This is a genomic window from Streptomyces sp. NPDC059452, assembly GCF_042750035.1.
Taxonomy (GTDB): Bacteria; Actinomycetota; Actinomycetes; order Streptomycetales; family Streptomycetaceae; genus Streptomyces.
Genome location: NZ_JBHYVE010000016.1, coordinates 46,184 through 70,212, shown reverse-complemented (window position 1 = coordinate 70,212; position 24,029 = coordinate 46,184). Strand labels below are relative to the sequence as shown.

Below are 24,029 nucleotides of genomic sequence, written 5' to 3'. Positions count from 1 at the left end.
GTCGGACGGTCGCCTTCCCGGTCGTTGCGAAGTCATGCGTGCTCCGTGCGAAAGTTCTTGAGATCCCCGTCCGGTCCCGGGAATCCCGGCGGACGCCCGAACGGAGCCGCCTCGCGCGCATGGCAAACTTGAGCGGGGTGTTCCGGCCTGCGGTGATCCACGATCTGCGGCGAAGAAGATGACATCCGCGGCGAGAAGATGACAGAGGAACGGCAATGACGGTGACAGAGGACAGCCCGGAGCTCGCTCCCGGAATCGACGAGTTCGGTCCCGGTATCGACCCGGAGCGGCTGGCCGTCTGCCTGAGCGTGCTCGACGAGCTCGACACCATCGAGGTGGACCACCCGGACGCGATCGCCGTCCGCCGGGCCACCGCCGGGATCTACCGCACCGTGAAGCAGCGCCGCCGCCAGGAGCGCCGGGCCGCCAAGACCGCCCACGACCGGGCCGTCACCGAGGCGACCGCGACCGGCTCGGCCGAGCGTATCGACGACGAGACCCAGGGCGTCCTGCCCTCCTCCTCCGCCCAGGCCGAGATCGCCGGGATACTCCAGCGCCCCCGGTCCTGCTACATCTGCAAGACCCGGTACGTCGAGGTGGACGCGTTCTACCACCAGCTCTGCCAGCCCTGCGCCAAGGAGAACCGCGCCCGCCGCGACGCGCGCACCGACCTCACCGGGCGCCGGGCGCTGCTCACCGGCGGCCGGGCGAAGATCGGCATGTACATCGCGCTGCGGCTGCTCCGTGACGGTGCCCACACGACCATCACCACCCGCTTCCCCAACGACGCGATCCGCCGCTTCAAGGCGATGCCCGACAGCGACGAGTGGATCCACCGGCTGAAGATCGTCGGCATCGACCTCCGCGACCCCGCCCAGGTCGTCGCGCTGGCCGACTCCGTCGCCGCCGAGGGCCCGCTCGACATCCTGATCAACAACGCGGCCCAGACGGTGCGCCGCTCCCCGCAGGCCTACAGCGAGCTCGTGGCCGCCGAGTCGGCTCCGCTGCCTGCCGGTGAGCTGCCCGCCGCCGAGGTCATCGGGACCTTCGGCAGCGGCACGGTCGACCGGGTGGCCGCCCTGCCCGCCGCCCGCAAGGAGGGGCTGAGCGCCCAGGAGGTCACCGACCTCGCCCTGGTCACCGGCTCCGCCTCCCCGGCCCGGATCGCCGCCGGTACCGCGATCGACGCGGGCGGGCTCGTTCCCGACCTGCACGACACCAACAGCTGGGTCCAGACGGTGGAGGACGTCGAGCCGATCGAGCTCCTCGAAGTCCAGCTCTGCAACTCCACCGCCCCCTTCATCCTGATCAGCCGGCTCCGCCCGGCGATGGCCGCGACCGCCGCCAAGCACTCCTACGTCGTCAACGTCTCCGCGATGGAGGGCGTCTTCAGCCGGGGCTACAAGGGCGCGGGCCACCCGCACACCAACATGGCCAAGGCCGCGCTCAACATGCTCACGCGCACCAGCGCCCAGGAGATGTTCGAGAAGGACGGCATCCTGATGACCGCCGTGGACACCGGCTGGATCACCGACGAGCGTCCGCACCCCGACAAGATGCGCCTCGCGGAGGAGGGCTTCCACGCCCCGCTCGACCTCGTCGACGGCGCGGCCCGGGTCTACGACCCGATCGTGCGCGGCGAGGGCGGCGAGCCGCTGTACGGCTGCTTCCTCAAGGACTACGCCCCCGCGAACTGGTAAACCCCGCGCCCGTCGGCGTAACTCCTCCGGCTCAACCGGAACCGCACCTTCCGCGCGGCGGCCGCAGACCCGGCCCAGGATGGATCCTGGGCCGGGTTTTCGCTGTCCGAAGTGGCCGAAAGTGACCCACTGCACACGTTCTATCGAGCGCAGCGCCGCTCATTTGGTTACTCTGAGGCGAACGGACGCCATCGAGGAGCCCACGAAGGTTCCCCGACCGTCCCGGGACAGGTCTGCAACCCGACCGCCGTCCCGCCCCGACACGGCGCCACCGCGACCGACATATCCCAGCCCCTGCCCCGCACCGGGGCCCGCTCGGTCTCCGGCACCGCCGCCGGAGCGCCGGCGACGCCCTGGGCGACGCGACACAGAGGAGTGCGCGGTGACGACACCAGAACTGACGATGCGAGAGAAGCGCCCCGCCGAACGGTACGGGGAGCGGACCGCCCGGCCCGAGAAGCTCCGGAACATCGAGGTGTGGGCCAGGTCCGCACCGATCCGGCTGGCCGGTTACGAGGACGACCTCGCCGAGCCGCACATCCTGCCCGGCGTCGACTGACGGCCCGGACGGCCGCTTCAGCGCTGTTCACGGCCCGTGTCCCGGCCATCCCGCTCCGGCGGGAGCGGCCGGGAGACGGGCCGCATGAATTCCCGGACATAGGTGCGGTCCCACCAGGCGCCGGTGGCCCGCAGCTCCCGCGGGTCCGTGAACCGGTAATGGAACACCCGGGCGCGTACGTGTACGGGCGGGTCGTCCGGGAACGGGTTGTGCGCCAGCAGCCGGAGCGTGTCCCGGTCGCCGCGCAGCAGCCGCTCGGTGAACGGGCCGAACCAGGAGCGCGCGTACGCGGGGGAGAGCGCGGCGAACCACATCATCCAGTCGAGCCGCAGGTGGTACGGGGCGAAGAGGCGCGGCAGCCGCCGCACATCGCCCGGTTTGCCGCGGAAGCCGTACTCCCGCCACTCCGCGCCCTCGTCCGCGACCGGATCGGCCGTGCCCTCCACCACCACTTCCAGCCGCATTCTGCTGATCGAGCCGAACGCACCGTAGGTGTTGACGAGGTGCAAGGGGTCGTAGGAGCGGTTCATCACCTGCCGCCGGGAGAGCAGATTGCGCGCGGGCCGGTAGCTGAGGACCAGGACCAGGGCGGTCACCGCGATGACGACCACCTCGTACCAGAGCGGTGGCGCGGCCAGGGCGGGCGGCGGTGCGGCGAGCGGGGTCCAGTCGATCACGGAGAGCGCCAGCGCGATGGTCAGCCAGTTCAGCCAGGCGAAGTTCCCCGACGCGACCAGCCAGAGCTGGGTGAGGACCATCAGGGCGGCGGCCGCGCTCGCCACCGGCTGCGGGGTGAACAGCAGGAACGGCACCAGCAACTGGGTGACGTGGTTGGCGGCCACCTCGGCCCGGTGCACCGGCCGGGGCAGATGGTGGAAGAACCAGCTGAGCGGCCCCGGCATCGGCTGGGTCTCGTGGTGGAAGTCCAGGCAGGTCAGCCGCCGCCAGCAGGCGTCCCCGCGCAGCTTGATGAGCCCGGCGCCGAACTCCACCCGGAACAGCAGCCACCGCAGCAGCCAGAGCACGAGCACGGGCGGCGCGGTGTCCCCCGTACCGAGAAAGACCGCGAGGAACCCCGTCTCCAGGAGCAGCGACTCCCAGCCGAACCCGTACCAGACCTGCCCGACCTGGACGATCGACAGGTACAGCACCCAGGGCAGCGCCCACAGCAGCATCCCGCCCCAGAGCGGGAGGTGGGCGTCCAGCCCGGCGATCAGGGCCACCGAGACCGCGCAGCCGGTCCAGGCGACGGCGGCGAAGAACCGGTCGGAGTAGTGCAGCCGGAACAGCCCCGGCGCCGCCTTCCAGGGGGTGCGCCGGAGCAGTTCCGGTACGGGCAGGATGCCGCGCTCGCCGATCAGCGCCCGGAACTGGAGCGCGGCGGAGAGGAAGGCGACCAGGTAGATCACGGCCAGCGTCCGCTGGAGGACCAGCCTGCTCAGCCAGTAGCCGTCGGCGGAGAACCACTCCATCCCTGCCAGTATCGGCCCGGCGGTGGTGTTCAGCCCGCCGCGACGAGCCGGCGGAGTGTCCGCCCCAGCCGACGGGCGTACCAGAGCTGCACGGGCGGTACGAGCGGTCCCGCGAGCCGGGCGTACCAGGCGGCGGGGCGGGAGAACGCCAGGACGGTGAACCAGACCGTGCCGTCGTCCATCAGGTCCACCACGAAGCACTCCTCGCCGTTCTCCGGGTGCCCGGCCAGGGTGCCGTAGCCGAACCCGGTGCGGCCCTCCTCCCCGTACGCCGTCCAGATCACCTCGCACGGCGCGGTCACCCGTATCGGCCCCAGGCCGAGCGAGACCCGGACGGTCGCCCCGGGTTCCGCGCGCGCGGCCGAGGCCTCGATCCGGGCCCCCGAGGCCCGGTGCATCCGCCACTCGGTCACGGCCGCCCCCGCCGCCGCGAAGTCGTCCGGGCCCCGGCCCACCCGGGTGCGGTGGTGCAGGTGGTGGTAGCCCCGGGGGAGCGGGCCGAGGCGGGTGGCGCCGATCTCGGGGTAGGTGAGCGTGCTCATGCGGTCCTGCTTTCCGAAGGGGACGGGTGAGACGGGCGGGGGTCACGGATGCGCTGCCAGGCGAGGAGCGAGCAGAGGGCGAAGCCCAGGGCGTTGCCGAGGCCATGGGTGGCGGCCATCCAGGTCAGGGTGGGGTGGGGCAGTCCGGTGGCCTCGCCGACCGCCCAGCTCAGGGCGAGCAGCATGGTCGCCACCAGGACGGCGGCGGAGGTGAGCAGCAGCAGCCGGGTCGTCCTGTCCCGGCCCTCCTCGCGGCCCAGGCGCCAGGTGAGCAGGCCGACGGTCCACATGCCCGCCGTCAGGACCACGGCCCCGGCCAGTTCGGCCCAGTCGCCGATGAAATAGCCGACGAGGACGAGCAGCGTGCCCAGCGGCACGCTGAGCGCGGCGAACCGGCCCGCCCGGCTCCCGGCGACCCGGCAGACCAGCCCGGCGACCAGGGCGGCGGCGAAACCGGCGAAGTGGAAGTGCGGCACGGTCAGGGCGAGGATGCCCAGCTCGAAGCCGAACAGTTCGTGGCCCGCCCGCTCCGCGACCAGGGCGAGCGCCGCGACCGCCGGGGTGACGAGTGCGGTGAGGAGGGCGATCCCGGCGGGGGAGAGGTCCCGGCCCCGGACCGCCCGGCGCGGGGCGTGCAGGGCGAGGGCGACGGTGCCGACTGCGTAGCAGAGGGCGAGCGCGGTGGCGGTAGGGGAACGCGGCAGCCACAGGGAGATCGCGCCGGGCGCGGCGAAGAGGGGCCAGAGCCTGCGGATCCGGTCCAGCTCCGGCAGTCCGGTCAGCCGCAGCCCCGCCGGGACGACGACGAACATGCCCACCATCACGATCAGATTGACCAGTACGGTCATGGCCCCACCCCCGACTTTGAACGCGTTCAACTCCTGGGATGAGAGTAGAGGTTTTCTTGAACGCGTTCAAGACGGCATGTCCCGGGGGCTCCCGGTCCTGCGTCCACTCCCGGTCCTGCGTCCACTCCTGGTCCGGTGTCCGTTTGCGGTCCGGCCTCCGGTGCGGCACAGATGGTGACGATCCATCCGTCAGTCATGGACAGGCAGGAGAGCTCCGTGCGCTCACCCAGACGTCTCCGGCGCGCCGCGCTCGCCGCACTCTCCGCCGGGGTCCTGCTCGCCGTCGCCGGCTGCGACAGCGCCCCCGACCGCACCACGAAGGGCACGACGGGCACCGCGGAGGCCGAGGACGTCCTCCTTCAGCCGCTCGCCGAGCCGGGCCCCGGACCGTTCACGAAGTCGACGGCCCGCGCGGCACCCTCGCCGTCCCCCACCCGTTCGCCGGAGGAGCCGGAGGGGTCGGGGGATCCGGGGGAGGGTGACGGTTCCGCCACCCGTACGGTCCATCGGGTCTCGGGCGCCGTCCCCGGGCTCTACGGCGGCATCCGCTCCGAGGCCTCCTGCGATGTCGAGCAGCAGATCCGTCTGCTCGCCGCCGACCAGGGCAAGGCCGACGCCTTCGCCGAGACGGCGGACATCGAGGCCGTGCAGATCCCCGGCTATCTGAGGGCGCTCGCCCCGGTGGCCCTGCGCGCCGACACCCAGGTCACCAACCACGGCTACAGCGCCGGAAAGGCCACCGCCTTCCAGGCCGTGCTCCAGACGGGCACCGCCGTCCTGGTGGACAGCAGGGGGCTGCCGCGAGTCCGTTGCGTCTGCGGCAATCCGCTGAAACCGCCGGTGATCGCCAAGGGGCAGGTCGCCCATCGGGGCGAACGCTGGCCCGGCTACGACCCCGCGCGGATCCTGGCGATCGGGCCGAGCGTGCAGCCGCTCACCGGCCTGGTCATCGTGGACGCCGCCGACAACACCTGGATCGAGCGGACCGTCGGCGACGACGGCGGACGCGACCGGACCCCGGACGACCCACCGCCGTACGAGCCGAGTCAGGACCTGCTCTTCCCGTCCCCGGCCCGCCCCTCCGAGCCGGTGTCACCCGAATCCACCCCGTCGGCCCCCGCCCCCTCCGAACCACGGGAGCCGGAGTGCCCGGAGTCCCCGGACGACCCGGCCGAGCTGCCTCCCGGCTGCCCGCCGCCCATGGACCCCGGCACCGAGGCACCGGACGACTTCGACGGGATGCCGACCGGTGAGCCCTGGGAGCTGGAGGAGGAGGACGGGTCCGGCGCGGTGCCGGAGCCGACCCAGGTCTTCCCCGCCGAGCCCGATGGGCCCGACGAGCTCGACGAACCGACGGACTCCGAGGTCCCCGAGCTGTTCGCCGGCTGACCGGCTCCCCTCGGCGCGTGCGGCAGCCTCTGTACGCGCGAGACCTCGCCACGTGCGCGACCTCAGCCCGTGCGGCGACCGCTCCGGCCGTCGCACGGATCGCTCGAAGAATCGGACAAATGGTGGCAGAGTGGCCCACATGGATGATCGGGTAGCGGGTGCCCTGTCACTCCCGGACGACTGGCCCGCCCACCCGGACCTCAGCCTCGCCCTGAACCGTATGGGCAGCTTCGACTGGGATCTGGACACCGGCCTCATGCACATGGACCAGGCCGCCCTCGACGTGTTCGACCTGACCCCGGAGGAGTACGACAACCGCCCGGCCTCCCTCGCCCTCCGTGTGCCGACCGACGAGGCGCAGCGCCTGGACGGGATGGTGTCGCAGGCGCTCAAGAGCGGGCGCGTCAACTACGGCGCCTACTTCCGTATCCAGCGCCGCGACGGGACCCTGCGCTGGACCCACACCCAGGGCTTCGTCCGCCGGGACGAAACCGGCCGCCCCCGCCGCATCATCGGCATCGTCCGCGACGCCACCGAGGAGCTGGCCGACTCCTCCGCCCGGCAGGAGCTGGACCTCGACCGGCGCCGGCGCACCAGCCTGGTGGAGGGCACCACGGCGGCCCTGGCCCACGCCCGTACGGTCAAGGACGTCATCGCGGTCCTCAAGAACTCCCAGGGCCTCGCCCACCTGGGCGCCACCAGCCTCGTCATGGGGCTGCTGGAGTCCGGCCGCATCCACCTCGTGGCCGACGGGCCCGAGGGCGCGTACGTCCCCGGCACCCGGTTCACCCGGGTGGACGAGCAGTACCCGATGAGTGAGGTCGTCCGCACGCTCGCCCCGCGTTTCATCGAGTCCGCCGAGGACTTCGCCGACTCCTATCCGATCCTCTGGCCCAACATCAGCCACCTCGGGATCACCGCCGCCGCCTACATGCCGCTCATCGCGCAGGCCCGCCCGATCGGCGCACTCGGCCTGCTCTACCGCGACAAGGCGGGCTTCACCCCCGACGAGCGCAACCTGCTCATGGCGCTCGGCACCTCCATCGCCCAGAGCCTCCAGCGGGCCATGCTCTACGAGCAGGAGCACGACCTCGCCGAGGGGCTCCAGCAGGCGATGCTGCCGCGCCGGATCCCCGCCGTGCCCGGCGCGCAGGTGGCCGTCCGCTACCGCTCGGCCCGGCTCGGCCGGGACATCGGCGGCGACTGGTACGACCTGATCCCGCTGCCCGGCGGCCGGGTCGGCGCCGTCATCGGGGACGTACAGGGGCACGACACCCACGCCGCCGCCGTCATGGGACAGCTCCGCATCGTGCTGCGGGCCTACGCGGCCGAGGGGCACAGCCCCGCCACCGTCATGGCGCGCGCCTCCGTCTTCCTCCATGAGCTGGACACCGACCGCTTCGCCACCTGCACCTACGCCGAGGTCGACCTGACCACCGGGGTCGTGCAGTTCGTCCGCGCGGGCCATGTCGACCCGCTGGTACGGGACGTGGACGGGAGCTGCCGCCGGATGCCGGCCGAGGGCGGGCTGCCGCTGGGCCTCTCCGCCGAGTTCGGGCGGCTGGAGTACCCGGTCGGTACGGCGGAGCTGGACCCGGGCCAGACGATGATCCTCTTCACCGACGGGCTGGTGGAGCTGCCCGGCTCCGACCTCGACGAGGGCATGCAGCTGCTGACCACCCTCGTCTCCAACGGCCCCCAGAACCTCCAGAAGCTGGCCGACGAGCTCTGCGACGCCGTCGACGTGCGCGGCGGCCAGGACGACGTGGCGCTCCTGCTGCTCCGCCGCCGGGCCGCCCAGGCCCCCCAGCCCGGCGGCCGGCTCCGCCAGCACGTGGCCCAGAACGACCCCGAGGCGCTCAGCTCGGCCCGGCACATGATCCGGGCGGCGGTACGCGCCTGGGGGGCGAAGGAGCGGGCCGACGAGATCGAACTGGCCGCCGACGAGCTGATCACCAACGCCCTGATGCACACCGACGGCGGGGCCGTCGTGACGATCCGGGTGATGGCCGGGTCCGAGCGGCGGCTGCGCGTCGACGTGGAGGACCGCTCCAGCGCGCTGCCCCGGCGCCGGGACGCGGGGGAGTCGGGGGTCTCGGGGCGCGGGCTGATGCTCGTCGACCGGCTGGCCGACGTCTGGGGCGTGGAGTCCCGGGGGAGCGGCAAGTGCGTGTGGTGCGAGTTCCTGATCCCCGAGCGGTCGTAGTCGCTGGTGGGCGGGGATCCGGTTCCGTAACAGTACGTAACATGTCTGTGCTTGACCGTAACCGACCGCGAACGATTGACTGCGGGGGTACGGCTGTTCCGCCCTCGACGAGCCGTTCCGCCCGCTCCGAGCCGTTCCGCCAACCAACGACATGAGGCCCCTGTTGGGTACCGAACTCCTGGCCCCGCTCGACCTGGCCTTCTGGCACCTCGAATCCGACGCCCACCCCATGCACCTGGGCGCCCTCGCCGTCTTCGCCCCGGCGCCCGGCGCCACCCCGGACCACGTCCTGGACCTGCTCCGCACCCGGGCTGCCGCCATCCCCCGGCTGCGGATGTGCGTACGGGACGTCCTGCTGCCGGTCGGCGGCGCCGCCTGGGCCGTGGACAAGGACTTCGACGTGCACCGGCACGTGCGCCGCGTCACCGTGGGCGACGGCGACTTCATGGCGGGCGCCACTCGGCTGGCCGGGGAGCTGATGGAACAGCCGCTGGGCCGGGGGCTGCCGCCCTGGCAGATGTATCTGATCGGCGGCGCCGGTGACGGGCCCTTCGCCGTGCTGGTCAAGCTGCACCACGCGCTGGCCGACGGGATGCGGGCGGTCGCCATCGGGGCCGGGATCTTCGACGAGATCGCCGCCGCCACCGCCCGCTCCGCCGCCCGCGGCCGCCCCGCCGTGCCGCCCCGCTCCTGGCTCCCCGACCCCCGCGAGGTGGCGGGCATGGCCCTCGGCCGGATCGGCGAGGTCGGCCGGGCGCTGGGTGTGGGCGCCTCCGTCGTCCGCGCGGGCCGCCTGGACCTGCGGGGCGCCTCCGCCCTCACCGCCCCCTCCAGCGGCACCCGGCGGCTGGCCACCGCGGACCTGGACGCCACGGCCCTCCAGCGCATCCGGCGGGTGGAGGGCGGCACCGCCAACGACATCCTGCTCGCCGTGGTCGCCGGGGCCCTGCGCCGCTGGATGGGGGAGCGCGGCGAGGCGCTGCCCGGGACCGATCCGCGCGCCCTGGTCCCCGTCTCCCGGCGCAGGCCCGGCGGTACGGTGACGGGGAACCGCCTCTCCGGCTACCTCCTGGACCTCCCCGTCGGCGCCGCCGATCCCCGCGAACGGCTCCGGGCGGTCCGGGGTGCGATGGACCGCAACAAGGCGGCCGGACCGCTGAAGGGCGCCGGAGCCGTCGCCGTACTCGCCGACCAACTGCACCCGCTGGCCCACCGGTTCGGCGCACCGCTGGCCGCGAACGCCGCCCGGATGCTCTTCGACCTGCTCGTCACCAGCGTGCCCCTGCCCCGCTCCGCGCTCTCGCTCGGCGGCTGCCCGCTCAGCGCGCTGTACCCGATGGCTCCGCTGGCCCGCGGCCAGTCGCTGGCCGTGGCGCTGTCGACGTACGGCGGCCGGGTGCATGTGGGCCTGGTGGCGGACGGCAAGGCACTGCCGGACCTGGACCGGCTGGCCGGGGCGGTGGCGGAGGAGTTCGAGGAGCTCCGCGCGCTGGTGACCGGCGGCCGGGTGGCGGAGCCGGTCACCTGACAGGCAGCCGTACGCCGCCTGCGGCAGGCTGGAACCATGCCCGAGCTGCCCGAAGTCGAAGCCCTGCGGGTCTTCCTCGGCGACCATCTGGTCGGCAAGGAGATCGCCCGTGTCGTCCCGCTGGCGATCAGCGTCCTGAAGACGTACGACCCGCCGCTCACCGCCCTGGAAGGCACCACCGTCACCTCGGTCGCCCGCCACGGCAAGTTCCTCGACATCGAGGCGGGCGGGCTGCACCTCTGCACCCATCTGGCCCGGGCGGGCTGGCTCCGGTGGAAGGACTCCTTCCCGGCCGCCCCGCCGCGCCCCGGCAAGGGACCGCTCGCCCTGCGGCTGGTGACCACGGACGGCGACGGCTTCGACCTCACGGAGATGGGCACCAAGAAGCGCCTCTCCGTCCACCTGGTGCGCGACCCCATGGACGTCCCCGGGATCGCCCGCCTCGGCCCCGACCCCCTCGCCGACGCCTTCGACCGGGACGCGTTCGCCGCGATCGTCGGCGGGGCCCGCCGACAGATCAAGGGCGCGCTCCGCGACCAGGCGCTCATCGCGGGCATCGGCAACGCCTACAGCGACGAGATCCTGCACGTGGCGAAGATGTCCCCGTTCAAACGGACCGCCGACCTCGGCGAGGACGACATCACCGGTCTGTACACCGCGCTGCGCACCACCCTCAAGGACGCCGTGGCGCGCTCCACCGGGGTGGAGGCCGGAAAGCTCAAGTCCGAGAAGAAGAGCGGGATGCGCGTCCACGGCCGTACGGGGGAGGCCTGCCCGGTCTGCGGCGACACCGTCCTGGAGGTCTCCTTCAGCGACTCCTCGCTCCAGTACTGCCCCACCTGCCAGACCGGCGGCAGACCGCTGGCCGACCGCAGGCTCTCGAAGTTCCTGAAGTGATCCGGGGCGTTCAGCGGGTGACCGTCACCAGCCGCCGCCCGTCCGCCGTCCGCACCTCGAAGCGGTCGATGGACTCCGGCCGCAGCGCCGCCCCGCCCTCCACCTCCACCAGACCGCCCCCCGGCCCCCCGGCCGACCAACTGCTCACCGTCTCCTCGCTGCCGTCCCGGCCCACCGCGACCAGCGCACACACACCCTCGGCCGGCATCCGTACCGCCTCCAGCGCCACCGCCGTACCCCACTCGTGCCCCGCCGCCGTCACCACCGCGGCCGCCCCCGACCCCGGGTCCGCCCCCACCCACCGCTGCACCCGCACCACATCCGGCCGACCGCCCGCCGGACCGTCCTGGAGCCCCGCCACCGCCCACGGGCCGCCCACCGCCAGCACCGCCGCCGCCGCCACCAGCGCGAGCCTGCGCCGCCCCGCCCTGCGCCGCCCGGCCGCCACCGCCGCCACCAGCCGGTCCGCGAGCCCGGGGGAGGGCCGTACCAGCGGCCCGGCCCCCGCCAGCCGGGCCGCCACCGGGGCCAGCTCGCGCGCCCGGACACGGCAGAGCGGACACTCCTCCAGATGTTCCTCGAACCGGAAGGCGTCGGCCCTCCCGAGCACGCCCAGGGCATAGGCCCCCACGCGGATGTGGGGCTCGGTCGTCTGCATGTACTGCGGTACGGGAACAAGCCGGGATTCACTCAAGCCATGCGGCCCCGGAGGACCTAAACTCCGGGCTCATGCTGCGCGTACTCGCCGTCGACGACGAACCACCCGCCCTGGAGGAGCTGCTGTACCTCCTGCGCGCCGACCCCCGCATCCGCAGCGCCGAAGGTGCCACCGGGGCGACCGAGGCGCTGCGCCGGATCGGCAGCGCCGTGGACGCGGGCCCCGACGACCCGTCCGCGATCGACGTCGTCTTCCTCGACATCCACATGGCGGGGCTCACCGGCCTCGACGTCGCCCAGCTCCTCGCCGGGTTCGCCTCGCCCCCGCTCATCGTCTTCGTCACCGCGCACGAGGGCTTCGCCGTGCACGCCTTCGACCTGAAGGCCGTCGACTACGTCCTCAAACCGGTACGCCGCGAACGGCTCGCCGAGGCCGTGCGCCGGGTCGCCGAGCAGGTCGGGGACCGCTCCGCCCCGGTCAACGACACCGCCACCGACCAGATCCCCGTCGAGCTCGGCGGCGTCATCCGCTTCATCCCGGTCGACGAGATCGCGTACGCCGAGGCGCAGGGCGACTACGCCCGGCTGTACACCGCGACCGGCAGCCACCTCGTCCGCATCCCGCTCACCGCCCTGGAGGACCGCTGGCGCTCGCGCGGCTTCGTCCGGATCCACCGCCGCCACCTCGTGGCCCTCGACCGGATCGACGAGCTGCGGCTGGACGCGGGGAGCATGAGCGTGCGCATCGGAGAGGCCGAGCTCGCCGTCAGCCGCCGCCACACCCGGGCCCTGCGCGACCTGCTGATGCGGCAGGGCGGACGCTGACCGGAAGGCCGTGGACAGGTGACCGGACAGCCGTCGACACGCTCGTGACCTGGGGCGACCTCCGTCGAAGCCGCTCCGTGGAAGCCTTCCCAGCACGGCCTGCCGCCGCCTAGACTCCCAGCCCATGTCACAGGAGACCGCACCCCGGCGCGAAGTCGTCACGGGAGAGCCCCGCCGGGTGCGTCCGCTGCCCCGCTACCGCACCCAGTCGGAGATCGAGGAGCAGACCGCCCTCGGCGGCGCCTACGTCCGCTCGCTGATGCGCAGCCAGCTCCGCGCCGGACTCACCGTCTTCGCCGTGCTCGCCCTCGTCGCGGGCACCCTGCCCCTCCTCTTCGCCGCCCTGAAGAGCGCCGCCCTGGTCTGGGCGGTGCTCGGCTTCGCCACCTACCCGCCGCTCACCCTGGCCGCCTGGTGGTACGTGCGCAGGGCCGAGCGCAACGAACGCGACTTCGCCCGGCTGGTGGAGGGCCGCCCCGCACCGTGAGCACCCCCGACCACACGGCGTCCTGGGTGGCGGTCGCCCTCGTCGTCCTCGCCACCGTCCTCGTCGGCGGCTTCGGCCTGCGCATCTCCCGTACGACCTCCGACTTCTACGTGGCGTCCCGCACCGTGCGGCCCCGGATGAACGCCGCCGCGATCAGCGGGGAGTACCTCTCCGCCGCCTCCTTCCTCGGCGTCGCGGGCCTGGTCCTGCTGCACGGCCCCGACATGCTCTGGTACCCGGTCGGCTACACCGCCGGATATCTGGTGCTGCTGGTCTTCGTCGCCGCGCCGCTGCGCCGCTCGGGGGCGTACACCCTGCCGGACTTCGCCGAGGGGCGGCTCGAATCGCTGCACGTCCGGCGGCTGGTGAGCATCCTCGTGGTCGGAGCGGGGTGGCTCTACCTCGTCCCGCAGCTCCAGGGCGCCGGGCTCACCCTCAAGATCCTCACCGGGGCGCCCGGCTGGCTCGGTGACGTACTCGTCGCCACCGTGGTGATGGTCGCGGTGGCGGCGGGCGGGATGCGGTCCATCACCTTCGTCCAGGTTTTCCAGTACTGGCTGAAACTGACCGCGCTCCTCGTCCCCGCCCTCTTCCTCGTTCTCGCCTGGCAGGGCGACGGCCGCCCCCGGGTCAGCTTCGACGACCAGTTCGCCGTCTTCCGCGCCGACCACCCGCTCTACGCCACGTACGGACTCATCGTGGCGACCTTCCTCGGCACGATGGGCCTGCCGCACGTCGTCGTCCGCTTCTACACCAGCCCCAACGGCCGCGACGCCCGCCGCACCACCGTCGCCGTCCTCGCCCTGGTCGGCCTCTTCTACCTGCTGCCGCCCATCTACGGAGCCCTCGGCAGGCTCTACGCCCCCGAACTGCGGTACGGGGGTGACGCGGACGCCGCCGTCCTCCTCCTGCCCGCCCGGGTCATCGGCGGGCTCGGCGGCGATCTGCTGGGCGCGCTGATCGCGGGCGGGGCGTTCGCCGCGTTCCTCTCCACCGCCTCCGGGCTCACCATGGCGGTCGCCGGGGTCATCACCCAGGATGTGCTGCCCTCGCGCGGGGTGCGCCACTTCCGGCTCGCCACCGTCCTCGCCATCGCCGTGCCGCTCGCCGGTTCGCTGCTGGTCAGCCGGGTGCCGGTGGCGGACGCGGTGGGCATGGCCTTCGCCGTCTCCGCCTCCTCCTTCTGCCCGCTGCTCGTCCTCGGCATCTGGTGGCGCCGCCTCACCCCGCCGGGCGCGATCGCGGGGCTCCTGCTCGGCGGCGGCTCGGCCCTCCTCGCCGTCGCCATCACCGTGAGCGGGGCCGTCACTCCGCCCGGCTGGCCGCACGCGCTGCTGGCCTGGCCCGCCGTCTGGTCCGTCCCCGTGGGGTTCCTCGCGATGATCCTCGTCTCGCTCGCCACTCCGGGACGGATACCGCCGGGCACCAACGCGGCCATGACCCGCTTCCACCTCCCCGAGGCGCTCACCTCGGCCCGCGCCGGGAGGGGGGAACGGTGACCGGGGCCGGGGTCGCCGTCCTCGTCGTCCTGGTGGCGCTGCTGCTCGGTACGGGGTTCCTGCTGGGCCGCCGCACCGCCCGGCCGCTGCGGCCCAGCGATGTCGGCACCCCCGTCGAGCACGCCACCTTCGAGACCCTGCACACCGCATCCCTCGCCGCGCCCCCGCTCCGGGCCGGTCTCACCGAGGAGAGCGCCCGCCGCTCGGCCCGCAGGCTGCGCTCCCTGCTCGGCACCGACGCCCTCTGTCTCACCGACCGGGAACGTGTCCTGGTCTGGGACGGCGCCGGACACCATCACGGCAAGGATGTGATGGGCCATATCGAGGAGCTGCTGGAGGGCGGGCGCGGCACCGCCTTCGACAGCGGCTGCGCCGACCTCGACTGCCCCCTGCGCTGGGCGGTCGCCGTCCCGCTCACCGTCGAGAACCGGGTCCTGGGCGCACTCGTCGCCTATGCCCCGCGCGAGTCGGCGGTGCTGGCCCGGGCGGCGGGCGAGGTCGCCCGCTGGGTCTGCGTACAACTGGAACTGGCCGAGCTGGACCGCTCCCGTACGCAGCTCATCGAGGCCGAGATCAAGGCGCTGCGGGCCCAGATCTCCCCGCACTTCATCTTCAACTCCCTCGCCGCCATCGCCTCGTTCGTCCGCACCGACCCCGAACAGGCCCGCGAACTGCTCCTGGAGTTCGCCGACTTCACCCGCTACTCCTTCCGGCGGCACGGCGAGTTCACCACCCTGGCCGATGAACTGCACTCCATCGACCAGTACTTGGCGCTGGTCCGCGCCCGCTTCGGCAAGCGCCTGTCCGTCACCCTCCAGGTGGCCCCCGAGGTGCTTCCGGTCGCGCTGCCGTTCCTCTGCCTCCAGCCGCTGGTGGAGAACGCCGTCAAACACGGTCTGGAGGGAGCGGCCACCCCGCCCCGCGAACGGGCGGCGGACGCCCCGTTCCGGATCACCATCAGCGCGCTCGACGCCGGTTCGGAGGCCGAGGTGGTGATCGAGGACAACGGCAGCGGCATGGACCCCGAACGGCTGCGCCGCATCCTGCGCGGCGAGGCCACCACCACCTCCACCGGTATCGGCCTGCTCAACGTGGACGAGCGGCTGCGCCAGGTGTACGGGGACGGGTACGGGCTCGTCATCGAGACCGGGGTCGGCGCGGGCATGAAGATCACGCTGAGACTGCCCAAGTACCGTGCGGGCGTGCACGGTTCATGAAGCCGTGGGCCGGGGGCGTACGGCCGGGACCGCTCAGCACAGGTGCACGGCCAGATGCCCCAGCGGAAGCCCCAGTTGCCAGGCGGGCGTCCACACCTGGACCTCCCCCTCGACATCGTCCGCGCCCCCGGCCGCCGGCTCCCGGGGCACGGGCACGATCGCGTCGAGGTCCGCGGCGAGCAGCTCGGTCTCCTCCAGCCACCGCCAGGCCGCCCGCGCCAGCGCCAGATCGGGGTCACCGGGCACCGCCCGCCGCCCCGACTCCGCGAGCCGCTCGCAGACCCAGCTCCGCCAGGTGGCCCCGTACGCCGTGAGCAGCCGCAGTTCGTCGACGCGCGCTTCGGACAGAGCGCGGGAGACCGGGGGCTCCCGGAGCAGACCGGAGAGGAATATCGTGAGGGCGAGCGCGTCGCGCCCGGCCCGGAACTCCAGCGTCGCCGGTTCCATCAGGTCGCCGGTGCGTAACAGCTCATCCGCGATGTATTCCGTGTACAGCCAGGCCATCGGTACCGGCAGCCCGCCCCCACCGGTCCCATCCGTATCCTCGGGACGCATCCCGTCTCGCCTCTTTCCTTGCTCGGTACCGGGCTTCACGCAGCATTGAACCGGGGGCGGACGCCCCGCGTGGGCAGAAGCGGAGGATCGCCCAGGAGATGCGAGGCTGCCCATGACCACCGACCCCGGCGACGACCCCCATGTGCGCCTGCTGCTGGGCGCGTACGTCCTGGACGCGCTGGACGCCGAGGAGACCTGCCGGGTCGCCCGCCACCTCCAGCGCTGCGACGGCTGCGCCCGGGACTACGTGGAGGTGGCGGAGGCCTCGGCCCTGCTCGCGCTGTTGCGGGCGGAGGACCTCCGGGAGTAGCCGGGCAGATTGCGTGAGAGCAGCCGCAGGGCGTAGTACGAACGGGACTTGACGGTCCCGGCGGGGATGCCCAGCGCCTCGGCGGTCTCGGTGACGCTCAGTCCGTGGAAGTAGATCTCCACCAGCACCGCCCGGTGTTCGGGGCTGAGCGTGCGGACCGCCTCGCGGACGTCGAGCGCGTGGACGGCCGAGTCGGCGGTGTCCTGGACCGCCGGGGCGCTCTCCAGCAGCAGGTCGCTCACCTCGGCCGGGCGCGCCAGCCGGGAGCGCCGGGCGTCGATGGCGAGGCGGCGGCCGACGGTGAAGAGCCAGGGCCGCATCGACTCGTAGGGCGCGTCGAACGCCTCCGGGTGCTGCCAGGCACGTACCAGGGTCTCCTGCACCAGGTCCTCGGCCCGCTGCCGGTCCCCGAAGGTCAGGCCGAGCAGGAAGTGGAAGAGGGCGGGGCCGTGTTCCCGCTGCAACGTGGCGATGGCCCGCTCATCGGTCGTCGTCGTGGTGTTCATGAACGTCCTTTCCCGCGGGAGGCCCCCGGCGGCCTCGCTGCCGCCTGGCGTATACGAACGCATTCGGCGGCGCAGGAACAGGCGGTGCACCGAGGCGTGCGACGAGCGGTCGCTCAGTGCGGCGAATGGTGCGGCGAACGGTCAAGGGGCCGTCGGGGTCGGACGGTACGACCAGTTCAGCTAGGTATGCGGCAATGCTCCTTGCTTCGGCGGTATGACGATCTGTGTAGTCGGATCGTCCTAACCATCCGGATATGGAGTCGAGCAGATGACCCAGCGCATCCGACCGGGCACCGTCGCCGCCCTCGCCCTCCTGCTCGCCGCGGCCACCGGCTGCACCGGGCAGCCGCCGCCCCCGGCGCCCGTCCCGAGCGCGCCCCCTTCCGCCGCCGCCCGGGGTGCGGGCGGCCAGGACGCCGACGTACCGCGCCCCTTCACGCTCCTGGCCTCCGGCGATGTCCTGCCGCACTCCTCGGTGATCGACCGGGCGGCGGCCGACGCGGGCGGGCGGGGCTACGACTTCGCCCCGATGCTGAAGGGCGTGCAGCCGGTCGTCTCCCGCGCCGATCTCGCTCTCTGCCACATGGAGACGGTGTACGGGAAGGAGGGCGGCCCCTACACCGGCTACCCGGCCTTCAAGTCGCCGCCCGAGGTCGCCACCGCCCTGCGCGCCACCGGGTTCGACTCCTGCTCCACCGCCTCCAACCACACCCTGGACGACGGGTCCGACGGGGTCGCCCGCACCCTGGGAGCCCTGGACGCGGCAGGCATCCGGCACGCCGGATCGGCCCGCTCCGCCGCCGAGGCCGCCCGCCCCACGATCCTGTCGGCGGGACCGGGGAAGCGGGCCGCGAAGGTCGCCCACCTCGCGTACACCTACGGCACCAACGACATCCCGCTGCCCGCCGGGAAGCCGTGGACGGTCAACGTGATCGACGAGGCGAAGATCGTGGCGGAGGCGCGGGCGGCCCGGCGGGCGGGCGCCGACGTCGTGGTGCTCTCCGCGCACTGGGGCACCGAATGGCAGGACGAACCGGACGCCCGGCAACTGGAACTGGCCGACCGCCTCACCGCCTCCCAGGACGCGGGCCGCCCCGACATCGACCTGATCATCGGTACCCACGCCCATGTGCCGCAGGCGTACGAGAAGGTCAACGGCACGTGGGTCGTCTACGGCATGGGCGACCAGATCGCGGGCGCGATGATCAACTACCAGGGCGTCCAGGACCCGCGCGGCAACCAGGGCACGCTGGGCCGCTTCACCTTCGCGCCGCCCGTGCGGCCCGGTGAGCGCTGGACGGTGAAGAAGGCCGAGTTCGTTCCGCAGTGGTACGACACGGGCTCCGGGCGGATCGTCAACCTCAACACCGCGATCAAGGCCGGAGCCGACCACCACCGCGAGGTCCGCGACCGCATCCGGAACGTGGTCCTCGGCCGGGGCGCGGAGGGCGACGGCCTGGTGATGGGGGAGTAGCGACAGCCGCCCGGGAGGTCAACGGCACCACCGTCACCGAGGCCTACGGCACCACCGTCACCGGCCAGCGTCCCGCCTTCACCAGCCGGACGGCCACCGACCCGATGAACCGGTGACCCGCCGACTCCGACGCCCCCACCACCACGGCGTCGGCGGTGAGTTCCTCGGCCGCCGTCACCAGCCCGTTGTACGGGTCGCCGCGGAAGGTGTGGAACTCCCAGCGCACGTCCCAGGTGTCCTTCAGCCGCTCCGCCGACTGCCGGATCTCCTCGACCAGCTCCTGGGCCACCTCGCCCGTCACGTCACCGACCGGCACGCCCAGTGCGGCGCCCGAGGGGATCACGGGCTGGACGTAGACGAGGGCGAGCCGGGCGTTCTGCCGCCGGGCGAGTCCGGCGGCGTAGGCGGCGGCGCGCATGGACGAGTCGGACCCGTCGAGCCCCGCGACGATCACCTTGGGCCCGTCCGTACCGCGTTCGAACTGATGGGGCTGCTGTTCTGTCACGGCTCCGAGGCTATCCGCCGACGGCCTCCGGCGGATCGGACCGGCCGCTGCATCGAATGGGTATAAAAGGGTCATCGTCCGGTGTCGTCGGCCGGAGCGGGCGCCCGGCCGTGCGAGCAGTTGGCCATGAGAAGTGATCACCTCCGGCCCGACCGCCGCACCCTGCTGAAGGTCGCCCTCGGCCTCGGGACCGCCACCGCCGTGCATCTGATCGCCGCCGACCCGGCCTCGACACCCACCCGCCCCGCACGGGCCGCGGGCACCCCGCCCGCCGCGGCCGCCGGGCCGCCCGCCGGGCTACCGGGCAGACCGCCCGCGTACCGCCTGGAACCCATGACGGCGGCCGCCCCGCCGCGCTTCCGGCCCGCCCCGCCGCCGGTACGCACCCGCCCCTTCGAGGAGCTTCCCGACCTCGGGAACTCCATGGTGCTCACCTTCGACGACGGCCCCGACCCGCGCTACACCCCCGCCATCCTGGCCACCCTGCGCAAGCACCGGGCGCGCGCGATCTTCTTCGTCTGCGGGGAGATGGCCGAGAACAACCGGGACCTCCTGCGCGAGATGGCGGACGACGGCCACGTCGTGGGCAACCACTCCTGGTCGCACCCGCTCATCCCGGGGCTCTCCCGCGCCGGCGTCCGCGACGAGCTCGGCCGTACGAGCGAGCTGGTCGACAAGACACTCGGCGCCCCGCCGCTCTGGTACCGCGCCCCGTACGGCGCGTGGAACCGCCACTCCTTCGAGATCGGCGCCGACCTGGGCATGGAGCCGCTGGCCTGGACGGTCGACACGCTCGACTGGACCACCCCGGGGACGGACACCATCGTCCGCCGGGTGCTGGGCGGAGCGGCGCCCGGTGTCGTCGTCCTCTCCCACGACGCGGGCGGCAACCGCTCCCAGAGCGTCGCGGCCCTGCGCCGCTACCTCCCCCGGCTGCTCGACGAGGGCTACCGCATCACGGTGCCGCAGCGGGTCTGAGGCGCGGGGCCGCGTTCCCGGCGGACCGGCGATACGACCGGCCGCCGGGGGCGTACCCGTACGCGCACCCATACGCGCATCTGTACGCGCACCCGTACGTTGCACCCGTACGCGTATCCGTACGTGCTCCGCTCAGCGGGTCTCGACGAGGCGGGCGAAGACCACCACGTTCCCGTCGTAGCCGCCCGCCTTCGAGTACGCCCCGCCGCAGGTGATCACCCGCAGCTCCGCATGGCCCGTGTCGCCGTAGACCCGGGCGCCGGGGAAGTCGTCCTTGGAGAAGACCTCCACGCCGTAGACCTCGAAGACCCCGACCCGGCCGTCGTAGCGCTCCACCTCGACGCGGTGGCCCTTCTGGAGCGAGCCGAGGCCGTAGAAGACCGCGGGCCCCGACATGTTGTCGACATGGCCGACGACCACGGCGGTGCCCTGCTGGCCGGGTGCGATGCCGTTCTGGTACCAGCCGGCCAGGTTGGGGTCCTCGGCCGGTGGGGCGTCGATCCAGCCGTTGGCGTCCAGGTTGACGTCGATGACCGGGGCGTCCACGTTGATGGACGAGATCCTCACCCGGGAGGCGGGGGCGTACGGCAGCGGCTGCACCGTCTCGCCCTCCACCGGCGGTCCCGGGGTGTCCCCGCTCAGGTCCAGCGAGGCGGCGGCCGCGGGCTGCGGCGGGCCCGCCTCCCCGAACTCCGCTCCGTTGCGCATGAGGGCGAGGCCCGTGAGCATGACCAGGGCGACGGCACCCCACGGCACGCGTCTGGTCCGCCCGGCGCCAGCGTAGTCCCGGCCCATGGTGCTCCCTTCGTCGCGACGCTTGGAACGTTAGGGGCGGTGCGGCCGGGCGGCGATCAGAGAGGGGCGAACGGGTGGCGGCCGGAATCCGGCCCACCCGGGTGACTGCCCTTCGGAGTAATGAGCAGATAAAAGTTCTGACAGCCTGTGACCTGCGGATCTGTCCGACGCAGGAGTTCTTGTACGGCGTGTCGCGTCACCGGGGTGGAGCAGCGCCGAAGTGCGAGCCGATCAAGGACTGGTGAGTGTTCGTCATGGGAGGCGTTCACGTCGATCCATCCCGGAGGACAGGCCTCCGGGGGCGTTTCCCGCTGGAGGTCCACACCATGCGTGCTTCACGCGCTCTCGCGGTCACCGTGACCGCTTTCGCGGCGGTCGGGCTCGCCGCTCCCATGGCGGCCGCCACCAACGGCCCGGTCAACGTCGCCGTCAACCCTCAGTCGGTCCACCAGGGCGCGACCCTGAAGGTCACCGCCCAGGGCTGCGGCCACGGCGGCAAGGTCTGGTCGAACGCCTTCCCGACGACGGAGCTCTCGGCGGGCGGCACCAACCACGCCACGGCGCACATCCGCCACAACACCACCCCGGGTCACTACCACCTCTCCGTGAAGTGCAGTGACAACGACAAGATCGCGACGCACAAGTTCACCGTGCTCGCCGGCAACGGCGCGCAGGGCGGGCTCGGCGGCTCGATGGGCCCGAACTCCACGGAGATGCAGATCGGCGGCGGACTGGTGGCCGCGGCGGCCGTCGGTGGCGCGGTCTTCCTCGTCCGGCGTCGGCGGACGAGCCATGCGGCGTTCTAGGACGCCCGACCTCCCGCCCGGCCCGATACGCCCGTCGCCCCGAGTCCTGGATCAGGACCCGGGGCGACTGTCGTGTGCACCATACTTCGTGCCGTTCGTTCCGTGAGTGCCGTGGGCGCCGTCAGTGTCGGCGGTCGGCACTGCGGCGGCGTACGAAGTAGAGGGTGCCGGCGGCGGCCACGAGCACGAGAGCCGCGCCCCCCGCGACCTGCGCGGTGTCCAGCGTGCCGGAACTGCCGCCGAGTCCGCCCCGCACGCCGCTCGGCGCGATCGGCGCGATGGCCGTGGAGCTGACGGTCGGGGCCGTGGTCGGTGCGGTCGTGGGCGTCGGGGCGGTGGTGGCCCCGGCGGTGATCGTCAGGTTGACGTTCCGGGTGGTGCCGGTGGAGCCGCAGGAGAACGTCACCGCGTAGACCGCGCCCCGCCGGGCGTCCGTGTCGACGGTGGCGGTGGCCGTGGTGCTGCCGCTCGGGATGACGGTCGTGTCGAAGACGCCCGAGGTCACGGTCGTCTCGCCGGTGCACCCGCCGCCCCCGAGGGTCACCCGGCCGCCCGGTGCGACGACCGAGGGGCTGATCGTCGGGTTGAACGTGTTGATGGCCCCGTCCGGCGTGGCGTGGGCGGCGGACGGGGCCAGCAGGGTCAGGGCGGTGGCGCCCAGTAGAGCGAAGGGTGCGACACGTATCGCGCGCATGGTGGATCCTCCGGTTCCCCGAGGGGCAGCTGCGGAATGAATTTCCACATAGCAGGAAAAATGCACCTCGATGCCCGACACGCTAGGAGCGGGGCATACCGACCGCTATCGGGGTCCGGCGAACGGGTCAATCTCTCCCCCGACCGGCGCACCGGCCGGGGGAGCGGAGGATCAGCGGGTGGCCTCCGGGAACAGGTCGAGGAACGGGGCGGCGGTGGCCGTGACGCCCCGGCCGAACGGTGAGTCGAAGGACCAGATCAGGAAGAGCAGGAACGCGATCAGCGCGCTGAAGAGCCCCGCCAGCAGCAGTTCCCGGAAGGTTCTGCGGATCTGGAGGGTGAAGATCAGCCCGACCGTCACCAGCGCCCCGATGATCAGCCCGAACCACACCACCCCGGGCATCGTCTCCCCGGCGTTCTCCCCCCGTGAGCTGCGGGCGTCGTCCGCCGCCGCCACCTGGTCCACGAGCGGCTGGTACGCCTGCCCCTCGTGCTCGGTCTGCGGCTCGTAGTCGGTGACGTCTGCCCGCACCCGGGCCAGCAGTTCCGTACCGCGTTCGGTGAGGGCGCCCCGCTCGGCCATCACCCGCCACTCGTCGTCGACGACATGGGCGACGTACGCGTTGACATCCGCGCGGATACGGTCGCGGACCTCGGCCGGGTAGACGGAGGAGCGCTCCCGCACCTCGTGCAGCGCCTGCGCCTCCAGCCGTACGGACTCCTGGGCGGCGCTGCGGCCCTCCCAGACCCCGGCGATGGCCAGGCCCAGCACGATCGCGTAGACCACGCCGATCATCATCGTCATGTACTCGATGACGTCGGGTGTCTGGGACGGGTCGTCGTCATCGGCGATGCGGCGGTTGTTGAGGACCGCGATGGTGAGCACGACCGCGCAGGCCGACGCCATGGCAATGCTCAGGACGAGCCATTCGGACATGGGTATCTCCTCGTCAGCGGGACGATCGGGGCCGCAGTACGGCGACGGCGAACACCGCCGGGGCGGTGATCAGCAGGGTCGTGGACACCAGCGAGGGCCCGCTCCGCGGCTCCTTGCGGGTCGCTTTGCGGTACGTCGGAAGGGCCACGGGCCGGGGCTCCGGACGCACCGAGGGGACCGGCGACGGCTTCGGCGACGGCTCGGGCGGAGGCTTCGGTGCGGGCTTCGGTGCCGGCTTCGGCTCGGGCGCGGCCTCGGGTACGACCTCCGGCGCGGGCGGCGGGGGAGGTGGCGGCGGGGGTGCCGGTGCGGGAGCCGGGGGTGGCGGTGGAGGGGGAGGAGGTGGTGGCGGCTCCGGTGATGGTGGTGGGGGCGGAGGAGGCGGCGGTGGCGGAGGAGGAGGCTCCGGGGACGGGGACGGCGATGGAGGCGGTGGCTCCGGTGTGGTGACCGCCACGCAGCCCCCGCTCCCCGCCACGGCGACCGCGGAACTGCCGTCGCCCTCCCCGATGGAGGCCACCGCACAGCTGTCGGCGTTCGCGGGCAGCGGTACGGCTATCAGCCAGACGAGTGCGGCGGCTGTCGAGAGCCGCCCGATGCGGGATCCGTACACGACGGCGAGCATGATCCACGTTCTCCGCCGA

26 protein-coding genes are annotated in these 24,029 nt (G+C 73.0%); 15 read left to right on the top strand and 11 right to left on the bottom strand.

Annotation, left to right across the window (positions count from 1 at the left end; genetic code table 11):
- The first annotated feature begins 215 nt into the window (after positions 1–215).
- Together ACFW9Z_RS21635 and ACFW9Z_RS21630 are read left to right on the top strand one after the other, a co-directional pair.
- On the top strand, positions 216–1,700 hold the full coding sequence (locus ACFW9Z_RS21635) for an SDR family NAD(P)-dependent oxidoreductase (RefSeq protein WP_384643272.1): 1,485 nt from the start codon (positions 216–218) through the stop codon (positions 1,698–1,700).
- Positions 1,701–2,082: 382 nt separating this feature from the next.
- Positions 2,083–2,259, top strand: a complete 177-nt coding sequence (locus tag ACFW9Z_RS21630; protein ID WP_384643571.1) for a hypothetical protein — start codon at positions 2,083–2,085, stop codon at positions 2,257–2,259.
- Between the two features lie 17 nt (positions 2,260–2,276).
- Here the strand turns inward: ACFW9Z_RS21630 and ACFW9Z_RS21625 are convergent, their stop codons facing one another.
- From ACFW9Z_RS21625 to ACFW9Z_RS21615, 3 genes are read right to left on the bottom strand one after another with little or no spacing between them, the layout of a single operon-like run.
- Positions 2,277–3,731 carry a lipase maturation factor family protein gene (locus ACFW9Z_RS21625; protein WP_384643269.1) on the bottom strand — a complete coding sequence of 485 codons (1,455 nt, stop codon included), beginning with the start codon at positions 3,729–3,731 and terminating at the stop codon, positions 2,277–2,279.
- Between the two features lie 29 nt (positions 3,732–3,760).
- The gene (locus tag ACFW9Z_RS21620) at positions 3,761–4,273 is read right to left on the bottom strand and encodes a DUF1990 family protein (RefSeq protein WP_384643266.1); all 513 of its coding nucleotides are present in this window, start codon (positions 4,271–4,273) and stop codon (positions 3,761–3,763) included.
- Complete coding sequence (locus ACFW9Z_RS21615) at positions 4,270–5,121, bottom strand: YndJ family protein (protein WP_384643263.1); 852 nt, start codon at positions 5,119–5,121, stop codon at positions 4,270–4,272. Before ACFW9Z_RS21615 ends, ACFW9Z_RS21620 begins: the two co-directional genes overlap by 4 nt.
- A gap of 216 nt (positions 5,122–5,337) precedes the next feature.
- On the opposite strand from ACFW9Z_RS21615, the gene ACFW9Z_RS21610 reads away from it, so the two are divergent.
- The 4 genes from ACFW9Z_RS21610 to ACFW9Z_RS21595 all read left to right on the top strand — a co-directional run bounded on the left by ACFW9Z_RS21610 (position 5,338) and on the right by ACFW9Z_RS21595 (position 11,141).
- Positions 5,338–6,510, top strand: a complete 1,173-nt coding sequence (locus ACFW9Z_RS21610) for a DUF6777 domain-containing protein (RefSeq protein WP_384643260.1) — start codon at positions 5,338–5,340, stop codon at positions 6,508–6,510.
- Between the two features lie 139 nt (positions 6,511–6,649).
- Positions 6,650–8,716 carry a SpoIIE family protein phosphatase gene (locus tag ACFW9Z_RS21605; RefSeq protein ID WP_384643257.1) on the top strand — a complete coding sequence of 689 codons (2,067 nt, stop codon included), beginning with the start codon at positions 6,650–6,652 and terminating at the stop codon, positions 8,714–8,716.
- A 163-nt stretch (positions 8,717–8,879) separates the two neighbouring features.
- Complete coding sequence (locus ACFW9Z_RS21600) at positions 8,880–10,244, top strand: wax ester/triacylglycerol synthase family O-acyltransferase (protein ID WP_384643254.1); 1,365 nt, start codon at positions 8,880–8,882, stop codon at positions 10,242–10,244.
- 36 nt (positions 10,245–10,280) lie between these two features.
- Positions 10,281–11,141: an Fpg/Nei family DNA glycosylase gene (locus ACFW9Z_RS21595; protein WP_384643251.1), complete on the top strand. Its 861-nt coding sequence runs from the start codon at positions 10,281–10,283 to the stop codon at positions 11,139–11,141.
- Between the two features lie 10 nt (positions 11,142–11,151).
- On the opposite strand, the gene ACFW9Z_RS21590 is transcribed toward ACFW9Z_RS21595, so the two are convergent.
- The gene (locus tag ACFW9Z_RS21590; RefSeq protein WP_384643247.1) at positions 11,152–11,799 is read right to left on the bottom strand and encodes a zf-HC2 domain-containing protein; all 648 of its coding nucleotides are present in this window, start codon (positions 11,797–11,799) and stop codon (positions 11,152–11,154) included.
- Between the two features lie 71 nt (positions 11,800–11,870).
- Between ACFW9Z_RS21590 and ACFW9Z_RS21585 the strand changes: the two genes are divergently transcribed.
- From ACFW9Z_RS21585 to ACFW9Z_RS21570, 4 genes are all read left to right on the top strand, one after another.
- The gene (locus tag ACFW9Z_RS21585) at positions 11,871–12,623 is read left to right on the top strand and encodes a LytR/AlgR family response regulator transcription factor (RefSeq protein ID WP_384643244.1); all 753 of its coding nucleotides are present in this window, start codon (positions 11,871–11,873) and stop codon (positions 12,621–12,623) included.
- A 124-nt stretch (positions 12,624–12,747) separates the two neighbouring features.
- Positions 12,748–13,110: a hypothetical protein gene (locus ACFW9Z_RS21580; RefSeq protein WP_384643241.1), complete on the top strand. Its 363-nt coding sequence runs from the start codon at positions 12,748–12,750 to the stop codon at positions 13,108–13,110.
- Positions 13,107–14,609 carry a cation acetate symporter gene (locus tag ACFW9Z_RS21575; RefSeq protein ID WP_384643238.1) on the top strand — a complete coding sequence of 501 codons (1,503 nt, stop codon included), beginning with the start codon at positions 13,107–13,109 and terminating at the stop codon, positions 14,607–14,609. The genes ACFW9Z_RS21580 and ACFW9Z_RS21575 overlap by 4 nt, the downstream gene beginning before the upstream one ends.
- Positions 14,606–15,826, top strand: a complete 1,221-nt coding sequence (locus ACFW9Z_RS21570) for a sensor histidine kinase (RefSeq protein ID WP_384643235.1) — start codon at positions 14,606–14,608, stop codon at positions 15,824–15,826. Before ACFW9Z_RS21575 ends, ACFW9Z_RS21570 begins: the two co-directional genes overlap by 4 nt.
- Before the next feature lie 33 nt (positions 15,827–15,859).
- Here the strand turns inward: ACFW9Z_RS21570 and ACFW9Z_RS21565 are convergent, their stop codons facing one another.
- Positions 15,860–16,381, bottom strand: coding sequence for a hypothetical protein (locus ACFW9Z_RS21565; RefSeq protein WP_384643232.1), 522 nt, complete (start codon positions 16,379–16,381; stop codon positions 15,860–15,862).
- A gap of 112 nt (positions 16,382–16,493) precedes the next feature.
- Between ACFW9Z_RS21565 and ACFW9Z_RS21560 the strand changes: the two genes are divergently transcribed.
- Positions 16,494–16,691 carry a zf-HC2 domain-containing protein gene (locus ACFW9Z_RS21560; protein WP_384643229.1) on the top strand — a complete coding sequence of 66 codons (198 nt, stop codon included), beginning with the start codon at positions 16,494–16,496 and terminating at the stop codon, positions 16,689–16,691.
- Here the strand turns inward: ACFW9Z_RS21560 and ACFW9Z_RS21555 are convergent.
- A complete protein-coding gene (locus tag ACFW9Z_RS21555; RefSeq protein ID WP_384643226.1) occupies positions 16,625–17,197 on the bottom strand; it encodes a sigma-70 family RNA polymerase sigma factor in 573 nt (190 codons plus the stop codon). The two genes, ACFW9Z_RS21560 and ACFW9Z_RS21555, sit on opposite strands and share 67 nt — an antisense overlap.
- Positions 17,198–17,465: 268 nt before the next feature.
- On the opposite strand from ACFW9Z_RS21555, the gene ACFW9Z_RS21550 reads away from it, so the two are divergent.
- A complete protein-coding gene (locus ACFW9Z_RS21550) occupies positions 17,466–18,671 on the top strand; it encodes a CapA family protein (RefSeq protein ID WP_384643224.1) in 1,206 nt (401 codons plus the stop codon).
- A gap of 43 nt (positions 18,672–18,714) precedes the next feature.
- On the opposite strand, the gene ACFW9Z_RS21545 is transcribed toward ACFW9Z_RS21550, so the two are convergent.
- The gene (locus tag ACFW9Z_RS21545) at positions 18,715–19,176 is read right to left on the bottom strand and encodes a universal stress protein (RefSeq protein WP_384643221.1); all 462 of its coding nucleotides are present in this window, start codon (positions 19,174–19,176) and stop codon (positions 18,715–18,717) included.
- Positions 19,177–19,302: 126 nt separating this feature from the next.
- Here ACFW9Z_RS21545 and ACFW9Z_RS21540 point away from each other — a divergent pair, with 126 nt between their 5' ends.
- A complete protein-coding gene (locus ACFW9Z_RS21540) occupies positions 19,303–20,154 on the top strand; it encodes a polysaccharide deacetylase family protein (RefSeq protein WP_384643218.1) in 852 nt (283 codons plus the stop codon).
- A gap of 132 nt (positions 20,155–20,286) precedes the next feature.
- Here ACFW9Z_RS21540 and ACFW9Z_RS21535 read toward each other — a convergent pair whose 3' ends face one another.
- A complete protein-coding gene (locus ACFW9Z_RS21535; RefSeq protein WP_384643215.1) occupies positions 20,287–20,949 on the bottom strand; it encodes a class F sortase in 663 nt (220 codons plus the stop codon).
- A 326-nt stretch (positions 20,950–21,275) separates the two neighbouring features.
- On the opposite strand from ACFW9Z_RS21535, the gene ACFW9Z_RS21530 reads away from it, so the two are divergent.
- Complete coding sequence (locus ACFW9Z_RS21530; RefSeq protein WP_384643212.1) at positions 21,276–21,755, top strand: hypothetical protein; 480 nt, start codon at positions 21,276–21,278, stop codon at positions 21,753–21,755.
- Between the two features lie 121 nt (positions 21,756–21,876).
- Here ACFW9Z_RS21530 and ACFW9Z_RS21525 read toward each other — a convergent pair whose 3' ends face one another.
- From ACFW9Z_RS21525 to ACFW9Z_RS21515, 3 genes are all read right to left on the bottom strand, one after another.
- On the bottom strand, positions 21,877–22,449 hold the full coding sequence (locus ACFW9Z_RS21525; RefSeq protein ID WP_384643209.1) for a hypothetical protein: 573 nt from the start codon (positions 22,447–22,449) through the stop codon (positions 21,877–21,879).
- A gap of 171 nt (positions 22,450–22,620) precedes the next feature.
- Positions 22,621–23,385: a hypothetical protein gene (locus ACFW9Z_RS21520; protein ID WP_384643206.1), complete on the bottom strand. Its 765-nt coding sequence runs from the start codon at positions 23,383–23,385 to the stop codon at positions 22,621–22,623.
- A gap of 13 nt (positions 23,386–23,398) precedes the next feature.
- Entirely contained in the window at positions 23,399–23,533 is a 135-nt protein-coding gene (locus tag ACFW9Z_RS21515; RefSeq protein WP_018487417.1) for a hypothetical protein, read from the bottom strand.
- 152 nt (positions 23,534–23,685) lie between these two features.
- On the opposite strand from ACFW9Z_RS21515, the gene ACFW9Z_RS21510 reads away from it, so the two are divergent.
- Complete coding sequence (locus tag ACFW9Z_RS21510; RefSeq protein WP_384643203.1) at positions 23,686–23,835, top strand: hypothetical protein; 150 nt, start codon at positions 23,686–23,688, stop codon at positions 23,833–23,835.
- The last annotated feature ends 194 nt before the right edge of the window (positions 23,836–24,029 follow it).